Annotated in this window: 13 protein-coding genes; 7 read left to right on the plus strand and 6 right to left on the minus strand. The window is 69.0% G+C overall.

All coding sequences use genetic code 11. From position 1 onward, the window contains the following. Positions 1 to 12: 12 nt before the first annotated feature. From RAMLITH_RS01940 to RAMLITH_RS01950, 3 genes are all read right to left on the minus strand, one after another. Positions 13 to 1,602 (minus strand): efflux RND transporter periplasmic adaptor subunit, encoded by a 1,590-nt coding sequence (locus RAMLITH_RS01940; protein ID WP_168105643.1) that lies wholly within the window; start codon positions 1,600 to 1,602, stop codon positions 13 to 15. Beyond that, positions 1,599 to 2,903: a TolC family protein gene (locus RAMLITH_RS01945; RefSeq protein ID WP_168105644.1), complete on the minus strand. Its 1,305-nt coding sequence runs from the start codon at positions 2,901 to 2,903 to the stop codon at positions 1,599 to 1,601. The genes RAMLITH_RS01940 and RAMLITH_RS01945 overlap by 4 nt, the downstream gene beginning before the upstream one ends. Before the next feature lie 118 nt (positions 2,904 to 3,021). Next, entirely contained in the window at positions 3,022 to 3,450 is a 429-nt protein-coding gene (locus RAMLITH_RS01950) for a hypothetical protein (RefSeq protein ID WP_168105645.1), read from the minus strand. A 290-nt stretch (positions 3,451 to 3,740) separates the two neighbouring features. Here RAMLITH_RS01950 and RAMLITH_RS01955 point away from each other — a divergent pair, with 290 nt between their 5' ends. The 3 genes from RAMLITH_RS01955 to RAMLITH_RS01965 all read left to right on the plus strand — a co-directional run bounded on the left by RAMLITH_RS01955 (position 3,741) and on the right by RAMLITH_RS01965 (position 8,541). Next, complete coding sequence (locus RAMLITH_RS01955; RefSeq protein ID WP_168105646.1) at positions 3,741 to 5,840, plus strand: hydantoinase/oxoprolinase family protein; 2,100 nt, start codon at positions 3,741 to 3,743, stop codon at positions 5,838 to 5,840. Between the two features lies 1 nt (position 5,841). Further along, a complete protein-coding gene (locus RAMLITH_RS01960) occupies positions 5,842 to 7,467 on the plus strand; it encodes a hydantoinase B/oxoprolinase family protein (protein ID WP_168105647.1) in 1,626 nt (541 codons plus the stop codon). An 84-nt stretch (positions 7,468 to 7,551) separates the two neighbouring features. Continuing rightward, positions 7,552 to 8,541, plus strand: a complete 990-nt coding sequence (locus RAMLITH_RS01965) for a Bug family tripartite tricarboxylate transporter substrate binding protein (RefSeq protein ID WP_168105648.1) — start codon at positions 7,552 to 7,554, stop codon at positions 8,539 to 8,541. Between the two features lie 36 nt (positions 8,542 to 8,577). Here the strand turns inward: RAMLITH_RS01965 and RAMLITH_RS01970 are convergent, their stop codons facing one another. Beyond that, positions 8,578 to 9,513: a LysR family transcriptional regulator gene (locus tag RAMLITH_RS01970; RefSeq protein ID WP_168105649.1), complete on the minus strand. Its 936-nt coding sequence runs from the start codon at positions 9,511 to 9,513 to the stop codon at positions 8,578 to 8,580. Between the two features lie 162 nt (positions 9,514 to 9,675). Here RAMLITH_RS01970 and RAMLITH_RS01975 point away from each other — a divergent pair, with 162 nt between their 5' ends. The 4 genes from RAMLITH_RS01975 to RAMLITH_RS01990 are packed head-to-tail and all read left to right on the plus strand — an operon-like array spanning position 9,676 to position 13,725. Further along, on the plus strand, positions 9,676 to 10,656 hold the full coding sequence (locus tag RAMLITH_RS01975; protein ID WP_168105650.1) for a Bug family tripartite tricarboxylate transporter substrate binding protein: 981 nt from the start codon (positions 9,676 to 9,678) through the stop codon (positions 10,654 to 10,656). 50 nt (positions 10,657 to 10,706) lie between these two features. Next, on the plus strand, positions 10,707 to 11,984 hold the full coding sequence (locus tag RAMLITH_RS01980; RefSeq protein ID WP_337786092.1) for a 3-isopropylmalate dehydratase large subunit: 1,278 nt from the start codon (positions 10,707 to 10,709) through the stop codon (positions 11,982 to 11,984). Then, complete coding sequence (locus RAMLITH_RS01985) at positions 11,984 to 12,496, plus strand: LeuD/DmdB family oxidoreductase small subunit (RefSeq protein WP_168105652.1); 513 nt, start codon at positions 11,984 to 11,986, stop codon at positions 12,494 to 12,496. Before RAMLITH_RS01980 ends, RAMLITH_RS01985 begins: the two co-directional genes overlap by 1 nt. A gap of 26 nt (positions 12,497 to 12,522) precedes the next feature. After that, positions 12,523 to 13,725, plus strand: a complete 1,203-nt coding sequence (locus tag RAMLITH_RS01990) for a pyridoxal phosphate-dependent aminotransferase (protein ID WP_168105653.1) — start codon at positions 12,523 to 12,525, stop codon at positions 13,723 to 13,725. Here the strand turns inward: RAMLITH_RS01990 and RAMLITH_RS01995 are convergent. After that, on the minus strand, positions 13,722 to 14,429 hold the full coding sequence (locus RAMLITH_RS01995) for an RES family NAD+ phosphorylase (RefSeq protein ID WP_168105654.1): 708 nt from the start codon (positions 14,427 to 14,429) through the stop codon (positions 13,722 to 13,724). The genes RAMLITH_RS01990 and RAMLITH_RS01995 overlap by 4 nt on opposite strands. Then, the gene (locus RAMLITH_RS02000; RefSeq protein WP_337786093.1) at positions 14,426 to 14,809 is read right to left on the minus strand and encodes an antitoxin Xre-like helix-turn-helix domain-containing protein; all 384 of its coding nucleotides are present in this window, start codon (positions 14,807 to 14,809) and stop codon (positions 14,426 to 14,428) included. Before RAMLITH_RS02000 ends, RAMLITH_RS01995 begins: the two co-directional genes overlap by 4 nt. Positions 14,810 to 14,919 lie beyond the last annotated feature (110 nt).

Below are 14,919 nucleotides of genomic sequence, written 5' to 3' on the forward strand. Positions count from 1 at the left end.
TTCGCCTTCGCTTTACTGGGCGGGACGGCTCTTCGCGGCCGCGGGCGCGATCGAGGTGACGACCCATTCGCCCGGCTGGCGCTCGACGAATTCGAACGACACCGACGTGCCCGGCCTGAGGTCCTTCAGCAGCGACGGGTTGGCCGCCTTGAATTCCATGGTCATCGCGGGCCACTTCAGCGACGCGATGGCACCATGGTTCAGGCTGACCGTGCCGCTCCTGAGGTCGACGCTGTCCACCGAGCCTTCACCCCGGTGGCCAACGGGGCCCTGGGCGGAAGGTGCCGGGGACGCCACGGCCGGCGCGGCGCTCGCCAGTCCGCCGATGGCGGCCTTCAGGTTGCTTTCGGCATCGATCAGGAAGTTGGCGGCGACCACCACGCGCTCGCCTTCCTTCACGCCTTTGCGTACTTCGACGTAGTTCTCGCTGCGCGCGCCGAGCTTGATTTCTCGCGGCTCGAACCGGCCTTCGCCGGCCTGCACCAGCACGATCTGCCGCGTCCCGCTGTCGATGACGGCCGAATCCGGGACCGCGATCACCGGGGTCTTGCCGCCGACCTGCACTTCCACCTGGGTGAACATCGCCGGCTTGAGCAGGTGGCCGGGATTCGCCAGTTCGACCCGCACCGGCACCGTCCGCGTGTCCGCCTTCATCGTCGGATAGACGTAGGTGATGCGGCCGCGGAACGTCCTGTCCGGATAGGCGTTGATCTGGACCGTGGCCTGCGACCCGTTTCGCACCAGGCCGATGTCCTGCTCGAACACGTCGGCGATCACCCAGACCGAGGACAGGTCCGTGACCTGGTACAGCATCTCCCCGGGCATGAAGCGCATGCCTTGCACGGCCTTCTTTTCGGTGACGATGCCCGACACCGGCGAGCGGAACGTCACCGTGCGCCGCGCTTCGCCGGTCTTGACCAGCGCGGCCACCTGCTCGGCGGACAGGTCCCAGTTGCGCAGCCGCGCCAGGCTGGACTCGGCCAGCTGCTTCATGCCTGACTGCGCCTCGCTGGCGGCCGAGGCCATGGCCTGCACGCCTTGCGCGGCGATGGCGTACTCGCGTTGCGCGGACACCAGTTCGGGGCTGTAGACCTCGAACAGCGGCTGTCCCTTGGCCACCGGCTGGCCGGTGACGTTGACGTGCAGCCGCTCGACATAGCCTTCGAACTTCGGCGAAATGACGTGGATGCGGCGTTCGTCGGGCTCGACCCGGCCGGCCGCCCGTACGGTGCGGCCCAGCGCGCGCAGGGTGGCGGCCTCGGTGCGCACGCCCAGCTTCTGGATCTTCTCGGTGCTGATGCGAATCTGGCCGGCCGCGCCCGCGTTGCCGGCACCCTCGTCCTCACCCTCGTAGACCGGGATGTAGTCCATCCCCATCTGGTCCTTCTTCGGCGTTGGGGAGGTGTCCGGCAGGCCCATCGGGTTGCGGTAATAGAGGACCTTGCGCGCCTTCGGCGGCACGGCGGCCGCGGCACTGCCGGCCGGGGCCGTCGCCGCCACCGTGCCCGCGCTCCCGCCATGCTTCTGGCCACCCAGCCAGTACCCGCCGGCGCCGGCGGCGCCCAGGACCACGAGGGTCACGATCACATTGCTTGCTTTCACAGCGGTTCTCCGACGATTCGTTCGATTTCAGCCAGGCGCACCCGCGCGTCGGCCTGTGCCTTCAGTTGCTCCTGGCGAGCCTTCCTGATCTGCCGCTGGGCTTCGAGGAGCGCGGTGAAGTCCAGCCGTCCGTTCTCGTAGGCGGCGATGGCCGAGCGCAGGCTCAGGTCGCTCTGTGGCAGGGTCTGGTTGCTGGCGAGCGCCTCGCTCTGGCGGGCGGCGTCGAGCATGGCCACGGTTTCGCCCAGTTCGCCGACCAGCTGGTTGACCAGGTTCTGCGAGCGGGCACGTGCCGCGGCGACCATCGCTTCCGCCTCGGCCTCCTGCGCGCGGCGGGTGCCTTGCTGCAGCGGGATGTTCACCTCCAGCATGACGCCCCAGCTGGTGATCCGCGATCCCATCTGGGTCGGTTGCAGGCCGACGGAAAAATCCGGGTAGCGGTTGCGGCGGGTGAGCTCCCGGCTCTTCTCGGCGCTCGCCAGGCGCGCGTCTTCGGCCATCAGCTGTGGGTTGGCGGCGCGCACGCGCTCGGCCAGCGCGCCGGCATCGAGTGCGCCGGGCGGCGGCAGCGGCCGCAGCGCCAGGGGCTCGGCCAGCGGCGCATCTGCCGCGCGCGCGAGCAGGGCGTTCAGGCGCGCGCGCTGCTGCCGCTTTTCGCTTTCCAGCATGATCAGCTCGGCCCGCATGGTGGTCTGTTCGAGCTGGGCGCGGATCGCATCCTGCTGGACGACCAGGCCGCCCGCGTAACGCGCCTGGGCGATCTGCTCGACCCGCTTCATCAGGTCGAGGATCTCGCGCGTCAGGCGCTCGTTGCCCGCGGCCAGGTAGTAGCGGGCATACGCGGCCTGGATGCGCATCGACAGTTCGGTCCACGCGGCGGCGGTGCGGGCCTGTGCCTGCCGGACGTCGGCGGTCGCGATGTCGCGCCGCAGGTCGCGCTTGCCCCACCAGGGCAGCATCTGCATCAGGGTGTACCGGGTCTCGCCCACCTTGTTGGGCAGCAGGTTGAACCCGGCATCGTTGCCGTAGTTGTTCACGTTCATGAGCTCGACGCGCAGCAGCGGGTCGGGCAGGGCGGCGGCGGGCTCGACCCGCCTGGCGGCCGCCTCGGCCTCGGCGCGCATCAGGGCGAGCTCGGGGTTCTGCGTGCGGGCGTGGTCGAGGAGGCCTTGAACGTCGGCGCCGAGCTCGGCGGCCGCGGCCGACAAGGTGCCGACGCCGATCAGGGCCGCCGCCAACAGGCCGCGGGCCTGCCGGCGGGCTGCCGGCGGGAACGGCCGGCCAGAGAAAGTCTTTTTCATCGTCTTTCCAGAAACAAACGGGGCGGTTTGCTGCTGGCATGCGGACGCGGGGGCACGCGTCGCAAACCAGCGCGTGGCGCAGCCGCACGACGGTGCGGCCTGCTGCAACGCTGTCTGGCTACAAGGCGAGTCGCAGGTAAGCGATCGGGATCGGGATCGCCGTGCGCGAAGCCGGCTCGGTGCGCGGGAGCGGTGCCCGCCTGGTGTCGGCTTGCCACTGCGGTGGCGTCGCCAATGGCGTCGCTGCCAGCCAGAAGCCCGTCAAGGGCGAGGACTGCTGCTTGTCGGCCTGGGCCGGAGCCACCGGCTCGTCGCACAGGCGTTCGCACGGCGGCTGCTCATCGTGGCCCTCGTGACCCGACAGCGCCCCTGCGGCAGCCGCACCGTGCGCGGCATGGTCCCGTGCCGCCTCGACCGCGGCCGCGTGGGCCGCATGCCGCAGCCCGGACGCGACCACGCACGCATTGACCACGCCGCTGGCGAGGCCGAAGAGCCACAGCAGCAGCACGCAGGCTGCAAAGCGGCGGAGTCGGGCCCGGGTCGGCATGGTCAGGAACTTCAGCGGGAGATCGAAGGGATGTGGAGAGGATACGTTCCAGCGCCAGGCTTCGGTTGACTTTCATCAACGCGTTTTTGCTCCGAGGCCAAGGAGGCACGACTTCGCTCGCCGCCGCGGCGGGGTTTTATTTATTGATTTGAACGAACAGTCAATCTCAACTTTTCATTTGTTCGAAACAATGTCTCCCCCTATTCTGGCTCCCTCAACGGCAGCGCCGCAGGGACACACACAGGAGGCGCCCGCTGCCGACCTGGAGCCGGTATGAAGAAGGGATTTTCGTGACAGCCTGGGCCATAGGAATCGACATTGGCGGCACGTTCACCGACGTGGTGGCGCTGGATTACGCCGCCGGCCGGCTGCACAGCCTCAAGGTGCTGACGACCCACGGCGATCCGGCGGAGGGAGTCGCCCATGGGTTGGAGCGGCTGATCCAGCAGTGCGGCATCCTGCCGCGCGAGGTGCGCCGCGTGGTGCACGCAACGACGCTCTTCACCAATGCACTGATCGAACGCCGCGGCGCCTGCACCGGACTGCTGGTGAACCAGGGGTTCAAGGACGTGATCGAGATCGGCCACGAGCGCAAGTACGACCTCTACGACCTGGCCCTGGAACGGGCACCGGCGCTGGTCCCGCGGAACCTGCGTGGCGAGATCGCCGGCCGCCTGGACGCACGCGGCGAGGAACTCGAGCCGGTCGCGCGCGAGGACGTGCGCGCGGCCGTCGCCGCGCTGGTGGAACGGGGCGTGGAGTCGCTGGCCGTCTGTCTCTTGCATTCATACACCTGCGGGCGGCACGAACGCCAGGTGGCCGACTGGATCCGCGCCGATTACCCGGCGCTGGAGATCACGTTGTCGTGCGAAGTGGCACCGGTGATTCGCGAGTTCGAGCGGATCTCCACCACCTCGGCGAACGCCTACATCAAGCCGCTTGCCAACCGCTATCTCAGCGCGCTGGAAGCGCGGCTGGCTGCCCTGGGCCTGCAGAGCGGCGTCCTGATGATGCTTTCCAACGGCGGCCTGTGCCATATCTCGGAGGCGCGGCGCACGCCGATCGAACTGCTCGAATCGGGCCCTGCGGCCGGCGCCATCTCGGCTGCGCACTACGGCCTGCGCGACGACAATGCCGACCTGCTGGCGTTCGACATGGGCGGCACGACGGCCAAGCTGAGCCTCATCGAGGAGGGGCAGCCCGCGATCGCGTTCGGCTTCGAGGCTGCGCGCCGCAAGCGCTTTGCCGAGGGCAGCGGCCTGCCGATCCGCATCACGACCGTCGACCTGATCGAGATCGGCGCCGGCGGCGGCAGCATCGCCCATCAGGACCAGCTGGGGTTGCTCAAGGTGGGCCCCCGCAGCGCCGGTTCCGAGCCGGGTCCCGCGTGCTACGGGCTTGGCGGGCGCGAGCCGACGGTGACCGATGCCAACCTGGTGCTCGGCTACCTCAACCCGGGTTACTTCGCCGGCGGCACCATGTCGATCGACGTCGGCAAGGCCAGTGAAGCGATCGGCGGCATCGCCCGACCGCTCGGCCGGGAGATCGTCGACGTGGCCTGGGGCATGCACGACATCGTCGCGGAAAACATGGCCGGCGCCGCGCGGGTGCACGTGGCCGAGCGCGGGCGCGATCCGCGCGACTTCGTCCTGCTGTGCACCGGCGGCGGCGGCCCGGTCCATTCGTATTACGTGGCGCAGAAGATCGGCGTGAAGACCATCGTGTGCCCGCCGGCCGCGGGGGTGGCGTCCGCCTACGGGCTGCTGGTGGCCCCGGCGCGGGCCGACCGGTCGCGCACCATGAGCTTCCGCCCGGCTGCCGATTCGCTGGAGACGCTGGAGCAGGCGTTCTCAGAACTCGAACGCGAGGCACGCGGATCCCTGGAGCAACTGGAGGAGACCTTCGGTCCCATCGTCCTCGCACGCCAGGCGGACGGCCGTTTCGTCGGCCAGGGGTTCAACCTTTCGGTGCGGCTGCCGGACGGGCCGTATGCCGGCGCGAGGGCCGCGTCCGGGCCGGACGTTCGCGCGGCGCTGGCGAGCGCGTTCGAATCGGTCTACCGGGAGAAGTTCGGGCGCACGCCGCCCGACGTGCCGGTGGAACTGGTGAACCTGCGGGTGGCCGGGGAAGCGCCGCCGCGCCGGCAGTTCGTCGCGCAAGCCCTGCCGGCCGGGGCGCAGGCAAGGCCGAAGGAAGTCCGCCGCGTGTATTTCCGGGAGGCGGAGGACTTCCTGCCGACGCCGGTATACGAGCGCTCGGCGGTTGGCGCCGGCTTCGCGCAAGCGGGGCCGCTGCTGATCGAGGACCCGGGTTCCACCCTGGTCGTCGGACCGAAGGGGCACGTGAGGCAACTGGCCAGCGGCAATTTGGTGATCGAGATCGAGGACTGACATGAGCAGCACCCCCCAAGACGGCGCGCGCCTGGCCGCCGATCCCATCTTCCTGGAAGTGTTCTGGACGCGCGTGCGTTCCATCGCCGACGAGGCCGCCAAGCTGATCGTGCGCACCTCGTTCTCGACGCTGTCGACCGAGGCGAACGACTTCGCCGTGGTGGTCACCGACACGGCCGGCCGCGCCCTCGCCGAAAACAGCGGCAGCATCCCGTCCTTCATCGGCACCCTGCCGCGCACCGTGCGGCACGCACTGGCGCAGATCGGCGCCGACCGGATGCGACCGGGCGACGTGTTCATCACCAACAACCCCTGGATCGGCACTGGCCATCTCAACGACATCTGCCTCGTCAAGCCGGTCTTCGCGGGCGCGCGCCTGGTCGGATTCGCGGCGACGGCGGCCCATGTCCCCGACATCGGCGGCAAGATCCGCTCGGTCGATGCGCGCGAGCTGTTCGAGGAGGGCTTCCACATCCCGCTGATGTACCTGCTGCGCGAGGGCCGCGCCGACGAAACGCTGCTGTCGCTGATCCGCACCAACGTTCGCACCCCGGAGCAGACCGTGGGCGACATCTGGTCGCAGGTGGGGGCGGTGGAACTCATCGCCAGCCGGCTCGGCGACGTGCTGCGCGAGTACGCCCTTGACGGCATCGATCACCTGGCGCATGCCTTGTTCGAGCGCGGCGAGCGCGCGATGCGGCAGGCGATCGACCGGCTGCCGGACGGCGTGTACCACTACGAAATGCAGACCGACGGCTTCGAGGAGCGCTTCCGGTTCGCCGTGGCCGTGACGATCCGCGGCAGCGAGATCGAGTGCGACTTTGCCGGCACCTCGCCGCAGCAGCCGCGCGCCATCAACTGTGTGATGGCCTACACGTACGCGATGACCTCGTACGCGATCAAGTGCCTGCTGCTGCCGGACCTGCCGAACAACGACGGCCTGTTCCGTCCGATCCGCGTCGTCGCGCCCGAAGGCACGATCGTCAATCCGACGCAGCCGGCGCCGGTCGGCGGGCGCGCCTGCACCGGCCACTACGTGCCCGTGGTGATCTTCGGCGCGCTGCAGTCGGTGCTGCCGGACCGCGTGATGGCCGGGGCCGGCTCGCCGCTGTGGATCGCCAACCTGAGCGGCATGCGGGCGGATGGCAAGCCATTCACCACGGTGCTGTTCTACAACGGCGGCATGGGCGCGACCGCGGGCAAGGATGGCTCCTCGGCGATGTCCTGGCCCAGCAACATTTCCCCGACCCCCGTCGAAGTGGCCGAGCGCGACTCGCCGTTGTTCTTCCGCTTCAAGCGGCTTCGCCCCGGCTCCGGCGGCCGAGGCCGCTTGCGCGGCGGGCTGGGCGAGGAAATCTGCTTCGTGAGCCGCCACACCGGCCCGCTGTCGATCGTCTTCCTGACCGAGCGCCTGCGGGTTCCCGCCCCGGGCCTGGCGGGCGGCGAGGCGGGTGCCTGCGGCGAGGTGCTGATCAACGGCGTCGCCATCGACAGCCGGCGGCCGCAGGTGCTGGCCGCCGGCGACGAGGTGATCCTGCGCACGCCCGGCGGCGGCGGCTACGGCCCCGCGGCGCAACGCTCGGAATCCCTGCGTGAACAGGATCGGGTGCAGGGCTACATTGGCTGACCAGATGTCGAGTGGGCGAGGGAAGACGGCAATCCCTCGCTGCGCTCTGTTCGTTCACCGTCGCAGTTGATTGAGGAGACAGGCATGAGGAAAACGGGTTGGATGCTGGCGGCGCCGGCCGTGATGATGATGGCCGTCGGCGTCGCGAGCGCGCAGACGGCCGACACTGCCGCGGATTTCCCGCAGAAGCCGATCAAGATCGTGGTGCCGTACCCGCCGGGCGGCTCGACCGACGTGCTCGGGCGGATGATGGCGCAGAAGATTTCCGCCAGGCTGGGCCAGCCGGTCGTGGTGGAGAACCGCGCTGGCGCGAGCGGCAATCTGGGCGCCCATTACGCGGCCAAGTCGCCGCCGGACGGTTACACGCTGTTCCTCGGCACCTCCACGGCACTGGCCGTGAATCCGCACCTGTACCCGAACCTCACCTACGACCCGCAAAAGGACTTCGCGCCGCTGATCCTGGCGACGACGCTGCCCAGCCTGGTGGTGGTCAACAGCTCGGTCCCGGTGAAGACGTTGAAGGAACTCAACGAATACGCCAAGGCCAAGGACGGCGCCCTGAACTACGCTTCGTCCGGCAACGGCACGCCGGCGCATCTGGGCGCGGAGATGTACAAGAAGATGGCCGGCATCAAGATGACGCATGTGCCGTACAAGGGCGGGGCGCCGGCGTTGACCGACCTCGCCGGCGGCCAGACTTCGGTGATGTTCGCGATCCTGCCGGAGTCCTGGCCCCTGGTGAAGGACGGGCGGCTGCGCGCCCTGGCGATCACCACGCCGCAGCGTTCGCCGCTGATGCCGGAACTGCCCACCGTGGCGGAAGCCGCCGTGCCGGGCTACGAGCTGGTCGGCTGGTACGGCTTCCTGGCGCCTGCCGGTACGCCGAAACCGGTCGTCGCCAAGCTGAACAAGGCATTGGACGAGGCGCTGCAGGACAAGGAGGTGCGCGCCAAGCTGACCACGATGGGCTTCGAGGTCACAGGCGGCGCGCCCGAGCGCCTGGGCGACCTGATGCGCTCCGAGTCGAGGAAGTGGGGCCAGGTCGTCCGCGAAGGCAACATCAAGGTCGACTGACCACAAGCGCGGTGCCGCCACGGCGGCGCCGCGCCGTCACTCGCGAGTGAGGGCAACACCCGGCGGCAACGGCGTGCTGTGGAACGTCTCCAGCAGGATGTCCATGATCCGGCGGGCGCTCGGGGAAAGCGAGCGCAGCCGACGGGTGATCAGGCAGATCTTGCGTGTGAGCACTGGGCCGGTGAGTTCGCGGAACCTGAGCTGCGGGAAGTCCTCGGCGCGCGCCGCGAGCGCCGGCACGATCGAGTAACGGTCGCCCAGGCCCAGCACCGGGTAGAGCGAGGTGGTGCTCGACACCTCGTCGTGGGGCGCCGCGAACAATGGCGAGAACGACGCATTGGCCGCCAGGAAGCTGCCGATGCCGGTGTCCGCGCTGAACGCGACGTAGTCCTGCGGCGGCAGGTCCGCCCAGCGCAGCGGCGTTGCCGACTGCCCCAGGCGGTATTGCGGCATGCACAGCACCCCGTAGCGGTCCTCGATGAGCGGCGTGTAGTCGAGGTCGGGGTATCCCTTGTGCCGGCTGGTGATGGCGAAATCCAGGTCGCCATTGAGCAGCATGCGCTCCACCTGCTCCGATCCCGCGTCGCGCAGCGAGATCGTGACGTTGGGGTAGGACTCGCGAAAGACCGGGATCGCCCGCGTGAGGAACTGGTAGATGATGGACGCGGCGGCCGCGATGCGGATGTGACCTTGCTGGCTTTGCGCGAGGGCCTTCAGGTCGCCGATGGCCGCGTCGAATTCCTTGATGATCTTCTCGGCCTCGGCGTGGAAGCGGCGCGCGTCCTCGGTCATGACCACGCGGCGCGTCGTGCGGTCGAACAGCTTCAGGCCGATCGCCTCCTCGAACTGCTGGATCGTCGCGGTGAGCGATGACTGCGTGAGGAACATGCGGTTGGAGGCCACGGTGAACGACCCGGAATCGGCGACCGCCAGGAAGCAGCGCAGGTGGCGGATCGTGACGGTCCTGTCCATGGATTTCCTCCGAAAGCGACGCGCCGATCTTATCGCTTGATGCGAATAATCGACCCTATTTATTTGTTTGTGCAGGCCGCAACCGCTCCCTACACTGTCGAGTCGCCACTTCGACGAGCGCCGCGTCGGCGCCGGGTGCACACCACTTTTTGAGGTTCTTCTATGAAGGTCTGGAAGCAAGCCATCTCCACCGCTGTCGCGTGCCTGACGGTCGTCGGCGGCAGCGTTGCCCATGCGCAGGACGACTATCCGAACAAGCCCGTGCGCATCGTCGTGCCGTTCGCGCCCGGCGGCTCCACCGACGTGGTCGCGCGGATCCTCGCCGAGAAGCTGGCGATCGAGCTGAAGCAGCCCTTCGTGGTCGACAACAAGGCCGGCGCCGGCGGCAACATCGGCGCCGACTCCGTGGCGAAGGCGCCCGCGGACGGCTACACGCTGCTGATGGGAACGACCGGCGTCCTGGCCATCAATTCCTACCTGTACAAGAACATGAGCTACGACGCGGCGAAGGACTTCGCGCCGGTCAGCTACACCTCGCTCATCACCAACATCCTGGTGGTCAACCAGCAGCAGCCGTACAAGAACGTCGGTGAGTTGCTGGCGGCCGCCAAGTCCAAGCCCGGCATCCTGAGTTTCGCCTCGTCCGGTGCCGGCAGTTCCACCCACCTCTCCGGCGAACTGTTCAAGGTGCTGTCGGGTGCCGACATCATGCACGTTCCGTACAAGGGCAGTTCGCAGGCCCTGACCGACGTGGTCTCGGGCCAGGTGACCATGCTGTTCGACAACGCGCCTTCCTCGATGGGCTTCATCCAGGGCGGCAAGCTGCGCGCCCTGGCGGTGACGAGCACGAAGCGGATGCCGGGCCTGCCCGACGTGCCGACCGTGGACGAAGCCGGCGTCAAGGGCTACGAGTCGCTCTCCTGGAGCGGCATCGTCGCTCCGGCCGCCACGCCCAAGCCGGTCATCGCCAAGCTCAACGCCGCCATCGACCGGGTCCTCAAGATGGACGATGTGAAGAAGAAGTTCGCCGGCCTCGGCGTCGAGCCGGTGGGCGGCGCGCCGGAGGTGTTCTCGAAGCACATCCGGACCGAGAGCGACAAGTGGGGCAAGGTCGTCAAGGCCGCCAACATCACGCTGAACTGAACCGACGCGGCCCGCAACGGGCCGCTCGCCTGATGAAGGGGAGTCGTTCGGTGCAACGGCCAGGAAAGACAATTGCCGAAAAGCTGCTGTCGCGGGCGTCCGGCGCCGACCTGCGCGCCGGTGACCTCGCCATCTGCATGCCGGGGATGGCGATGGGCACCGACGGCTCCATTCCGATGGCGCTCGACTACCTGCGGCAGATGCAGCCCGATGACGCTGCCTTGCCGCCGCCCGCCCAACCCGGGCAGGTGGTCTTCGCCCTCGACCATTACGGCGCCACGTCAGGCGCGCGTTCGCTGGCCCTGCAGGACCGCGCCCGCGCGTATGCCCGCGAGCACGGTGTGCGGGTGTTCGAGGTGGAAGAGGGCATCGGCCACCAGCTGATGATCGAACGCGGGCTGGTCCGGCCCGGCGCCCTGGTGGTCGGCGCGGATTCCCATGCCGTCTCGTACGGCGCGCTGAACGCCTTCGGCACCGGCATCGGATCTTCCGATTTTGCCGGGGTGCTGCAGTGCGGCCAGGTCTGGCTGAAAGTGCCCGCTACGCTGAGGATCATGCTCCACGGCCGTCTCGCACCCGGTGTCTCGGCCAAGGATGTCGCGCTGGCCCTGGCGCGCCGCATCGGCGCCGACGGGGCGAGCTACATGGCGCTGGAGTTCGCCGGACCCGGGGTGGCCGCGCTCGACATGGACGACCGCATCGTGCTGGCCAACATGTCGGTGGAGATGGGCGCGAAGGCGGGCCTGTTTCCGTTCGACGAGTGCACCGCGGCGTACCTGGCGGCGCGTGACGCCGGCACGGGGGAACCGATGGCTGCCGACTCCGACGCCGACTACGCCGGCGTCGTCGACCTCGATCTGGCCGCCGTGGTCCCGCAGGTGGCGCTGCCGCACCGCGTCGACCAGGTGGTGGATCTGACCGCGGCGCCCGAAACCCGGGTGGACATGGTCTACCTCGGGACCTGCACGGGCGGCCGCACCAAGGACTTCCGGGAGGCACTCGAAGTGTTGCGCGAGGGCGGCGGCGTCGCGGCCGGCGTGCGGCTGGTCGTGACGCCGGCGTCCGACACCGTGCGCGACCAACTCGCGGCAACCGGCCTCCTCGCCGAGTTCGAGGCGCTGGGCGCGCAGATCCAACCACCGGGCTGCGGTTCGTGCTGCGGCACCTGCGGGACCATTCCCGCGGCGGGAACGAACGTGGTGTCCACCGCCAACCGCAATTTCAAGGGGCGCATGGGCAACCGCGAAGCGCAGATCTTCCTCGCGTCGCCGCGCGCCTGCGCCAGCGCCGCCGTGCACGGCCGCCTCGTGGATCCCAGGAGGCGATGATGAGCACATTGGTGCTGGCCGGCCGCGCGCGGGTTCTCGGCGACGACGTCAACACGGACTACCTGATTTCCTCCTCCCGCAAGAAGGAGAGCCTGGATCCGCAGGTGCTGCGGCGGTACCTGCTGGAAGACGTCGATCCGGGTTTTGCCGCGAGCGTCGTCGAGGGCGACATCCTGGTCGCCGGCAGCAACTTCGGCTGCGGCTCGGCGATGGAGGTGGCCGTGACCGTGGTGCTCGGCGCGGGAATTCGCGCCGTCATCGCGAAGAGTTTCTCGCGAACGTACTGGCGCAATGCGATCAACAACGGCCTGCTGGCGATCGTTGCCGACACGAGCGGCATCGTCGAAGGCCAGCGTCTGGAACTCCACCTCGCCGGCGCGCAACCGCAACTGCGGGTGACGGGCGAGCCTGCCCGCAGCGTGCTGTGCGACCCGCTGCCGCCATTCATGCTGGCCATGCGCGAAGCGGGTGGCCTGGTTCCCTACCTGCGCCGGCATCGCACGCTGGCGTGATCACCTGACTTTCGAAAGACCCTGCCATGAGCCTGATTGCCGCCCGCCTGAACCGCATCAAACCCTCGCCGAGTTCCATGGCGGGCCAGCGTGCCCGCGAGCTGCGCGCCGCCGGCCGCGACATCGTGGGCCTCACGTCGGGCGAGCCCGACTTCGACACGCCGCCGAACGTCTGCGAGGCGGTCGTGCGGGCGATGGCGGCATCGAAGACGAAGTACACCGATGTCGGCGGCACCCCGGAGCTCAAGGCCGCGATCGCCGCCAAGTTCAGGCGCGACAACGGCCTGGACTACGGCAGCGGCGAGATCATCGTCGGCACCGGCGGCAAGCAGGTCATCTTCAATGCCTTCATGTGCACGCTGGAGGCGGGCGACGAGGTGATCGTGCCGGCGCCGTACTGGGTGTCCTATCCCGACATCGCGCTGCTGGCCGACGGCAAGCCGGTGATCGTCACCTGCCGCCCCGAGGACGGATTCAAGTTGCGCCCGCAGGACCTGGAGCGCGCCATCACGCCGCGCACGCGCTGGCTGGTGCTGAACGCCCCCAACAATCCCAGCGGCGCCACCTACACCCGGGACGAGCTGCGCGGGCTGGCCGACGTGCTGCTGCGCCACCCGCAGGTATGGGTGATGAGCGACGACATGTACGAGCACATCCTGTACGACGGCCGCGAATTTGCGACGATCGCGCAGGTGGAGCCGGCGCTGAAGGAGCGCACGCTGACGATCAACGGGGTGTCCAAGGCGTACGCGATGACTGGCTGGCGCATCGGCTACGGCGGGGCCCCCGCAGCGCTGGTCAAGGCGATGACCAAGCTGCAGTCGCAGAGCACGTCCAACCCGAGCTCGATCAGCCAGGCTGCGGCGCAGGAAGCCCTGAACGGGCCGCAGGATTTCATCGCCGAGCGCACGCGCATCTTCCAGGAGCGCCGGGACAAGGTGGTCGCGGAACTCAACCGGATCCCCGGCGTCAGCTGTCACCTGCCGGAAGGCGCCTTCTACGTCTATCCCTCCTGCGCCGGCGTGATCGGCAGGAAGACGCCCGACGGGCAGGTGATCGGCACCGACAACGAGTTCGTGCTGTACCTGCTCGAAGCCCAGAACCTCGCGCTGCTGCAAGGCGAGGCGTACGGGGCTTCGCCCTTTTTCCGGATCTCGTTCGCCACCTCGATGGAGCGGCTGGACGAGGGGCTGCGGCGCCTGCGGCTCGCCTGCGAAGCGCTCGGCTAAGGGCGGAATTCGAGCGCTTCGCGCTCGCGCGTGAACAGCACCAGGTCCCGCGTCGTCTTGCAGACCCAGGTTTGCTGCGCGTTCGGCGCGGCCAGGGTCAGGTTCACCGCGCTGAACACCACTTCGCAGGCGGCAAACTCCCGGCGCGCCGACTCGTAGCGCAGGGCCGCGATCGAGAGCCGCGCATCCCCCCGCACGCGGTGGGCGAGGCGATGGCACGCCGTGTAGTCCTGCGGGTCGCGCCAGAGGTGGCGGCGCGACGCCCACGGCGGCATGGTCAGGTCGAGTTCCCGGCCGGCGAAGCGGGCCTGCAAGAACGTGTACTCCGTCACCAGCTGTTCCTGCACCAGGCCGTCCGAATCGAGCAGGAAGCGCCAGCGCCAATACGCCAGCTCCGCAGCCACGGTGCGGGGCTCGTCGGCGCCGTACCAGGCGCCGGACTCATGGGGCCACCGGAACCTGGAAGGCCAGGGCGCGGCGTAGCGGAACGGCGTCGCCAGCAGGTAGTGCAGGCCGCGCGACTCCCGCGGTAGCGGCGGCTTGCTGGATTCGAGGAGCTGTTCCAGCAGTTCCAGGTCCTGCAGGCTGTCCACCAGGCGCATCGTGGCCACCCGGTGCTGCGCCTCGACACCGCGCCAGAGCTCGCGCCCGGCGTGCGCCGCCGTGCCGAACCAGTCCTCGCCCCAGGGCGGCGATCCGGTCATGACAACGCGCGGGCGCCGTCCAGGTAGGCGACGATTCGCGCCAGGCCTTCGGCCGTGGCAATCGCCTCGCGCGGCGCCGCATTGAAGGCACGGTTGTAGGAGTCCATCCACAGGCGGCGATGCCGGTCGCTGTTTCCCACCAGGGCGTCGAGCGACCGGTAGACCCGGATCACCAGTGCGGCGAGTTCGGCAGGCTTGCTGCCGACGTCCAGCTGCCTCGTGCCCGAGGCCATGCGCGACACGGTGGACTCGCTCAGGCCCACGGCGCGGGCCAGGGCGGCATTCGTCAACCCCAGCGCGGCGGCGGACCGCAGCATCGCCTTGGTCAGCACCGCAGCGGCGGCCTGGGGGTGGGGTGGCGAGAGCGTCGGGCTTTCCACGGCTTTTTAGGCTTGCTGTGGAAAGAATAGACCGAAATTGTTTCTTGCGCAAGCGCCGCGAAGGGTAAAGGCTGCAGTCCAGAGCGCGGGTAGCGGCCGAGGCGCCACCG

The sequence above is a fragment of the Ramlibacter lithotrophicus genome, assembly GCF_012184415.1.
In the GTDB taxonomy this organism is placed as follows: domain Bacteria; phylum Pseudomonadota; class Gammaproteobacteria; order Burkholderiales; family Burkholderiaceae_C; genus Ramlibacter; species Ramlibacter lithotrophicus.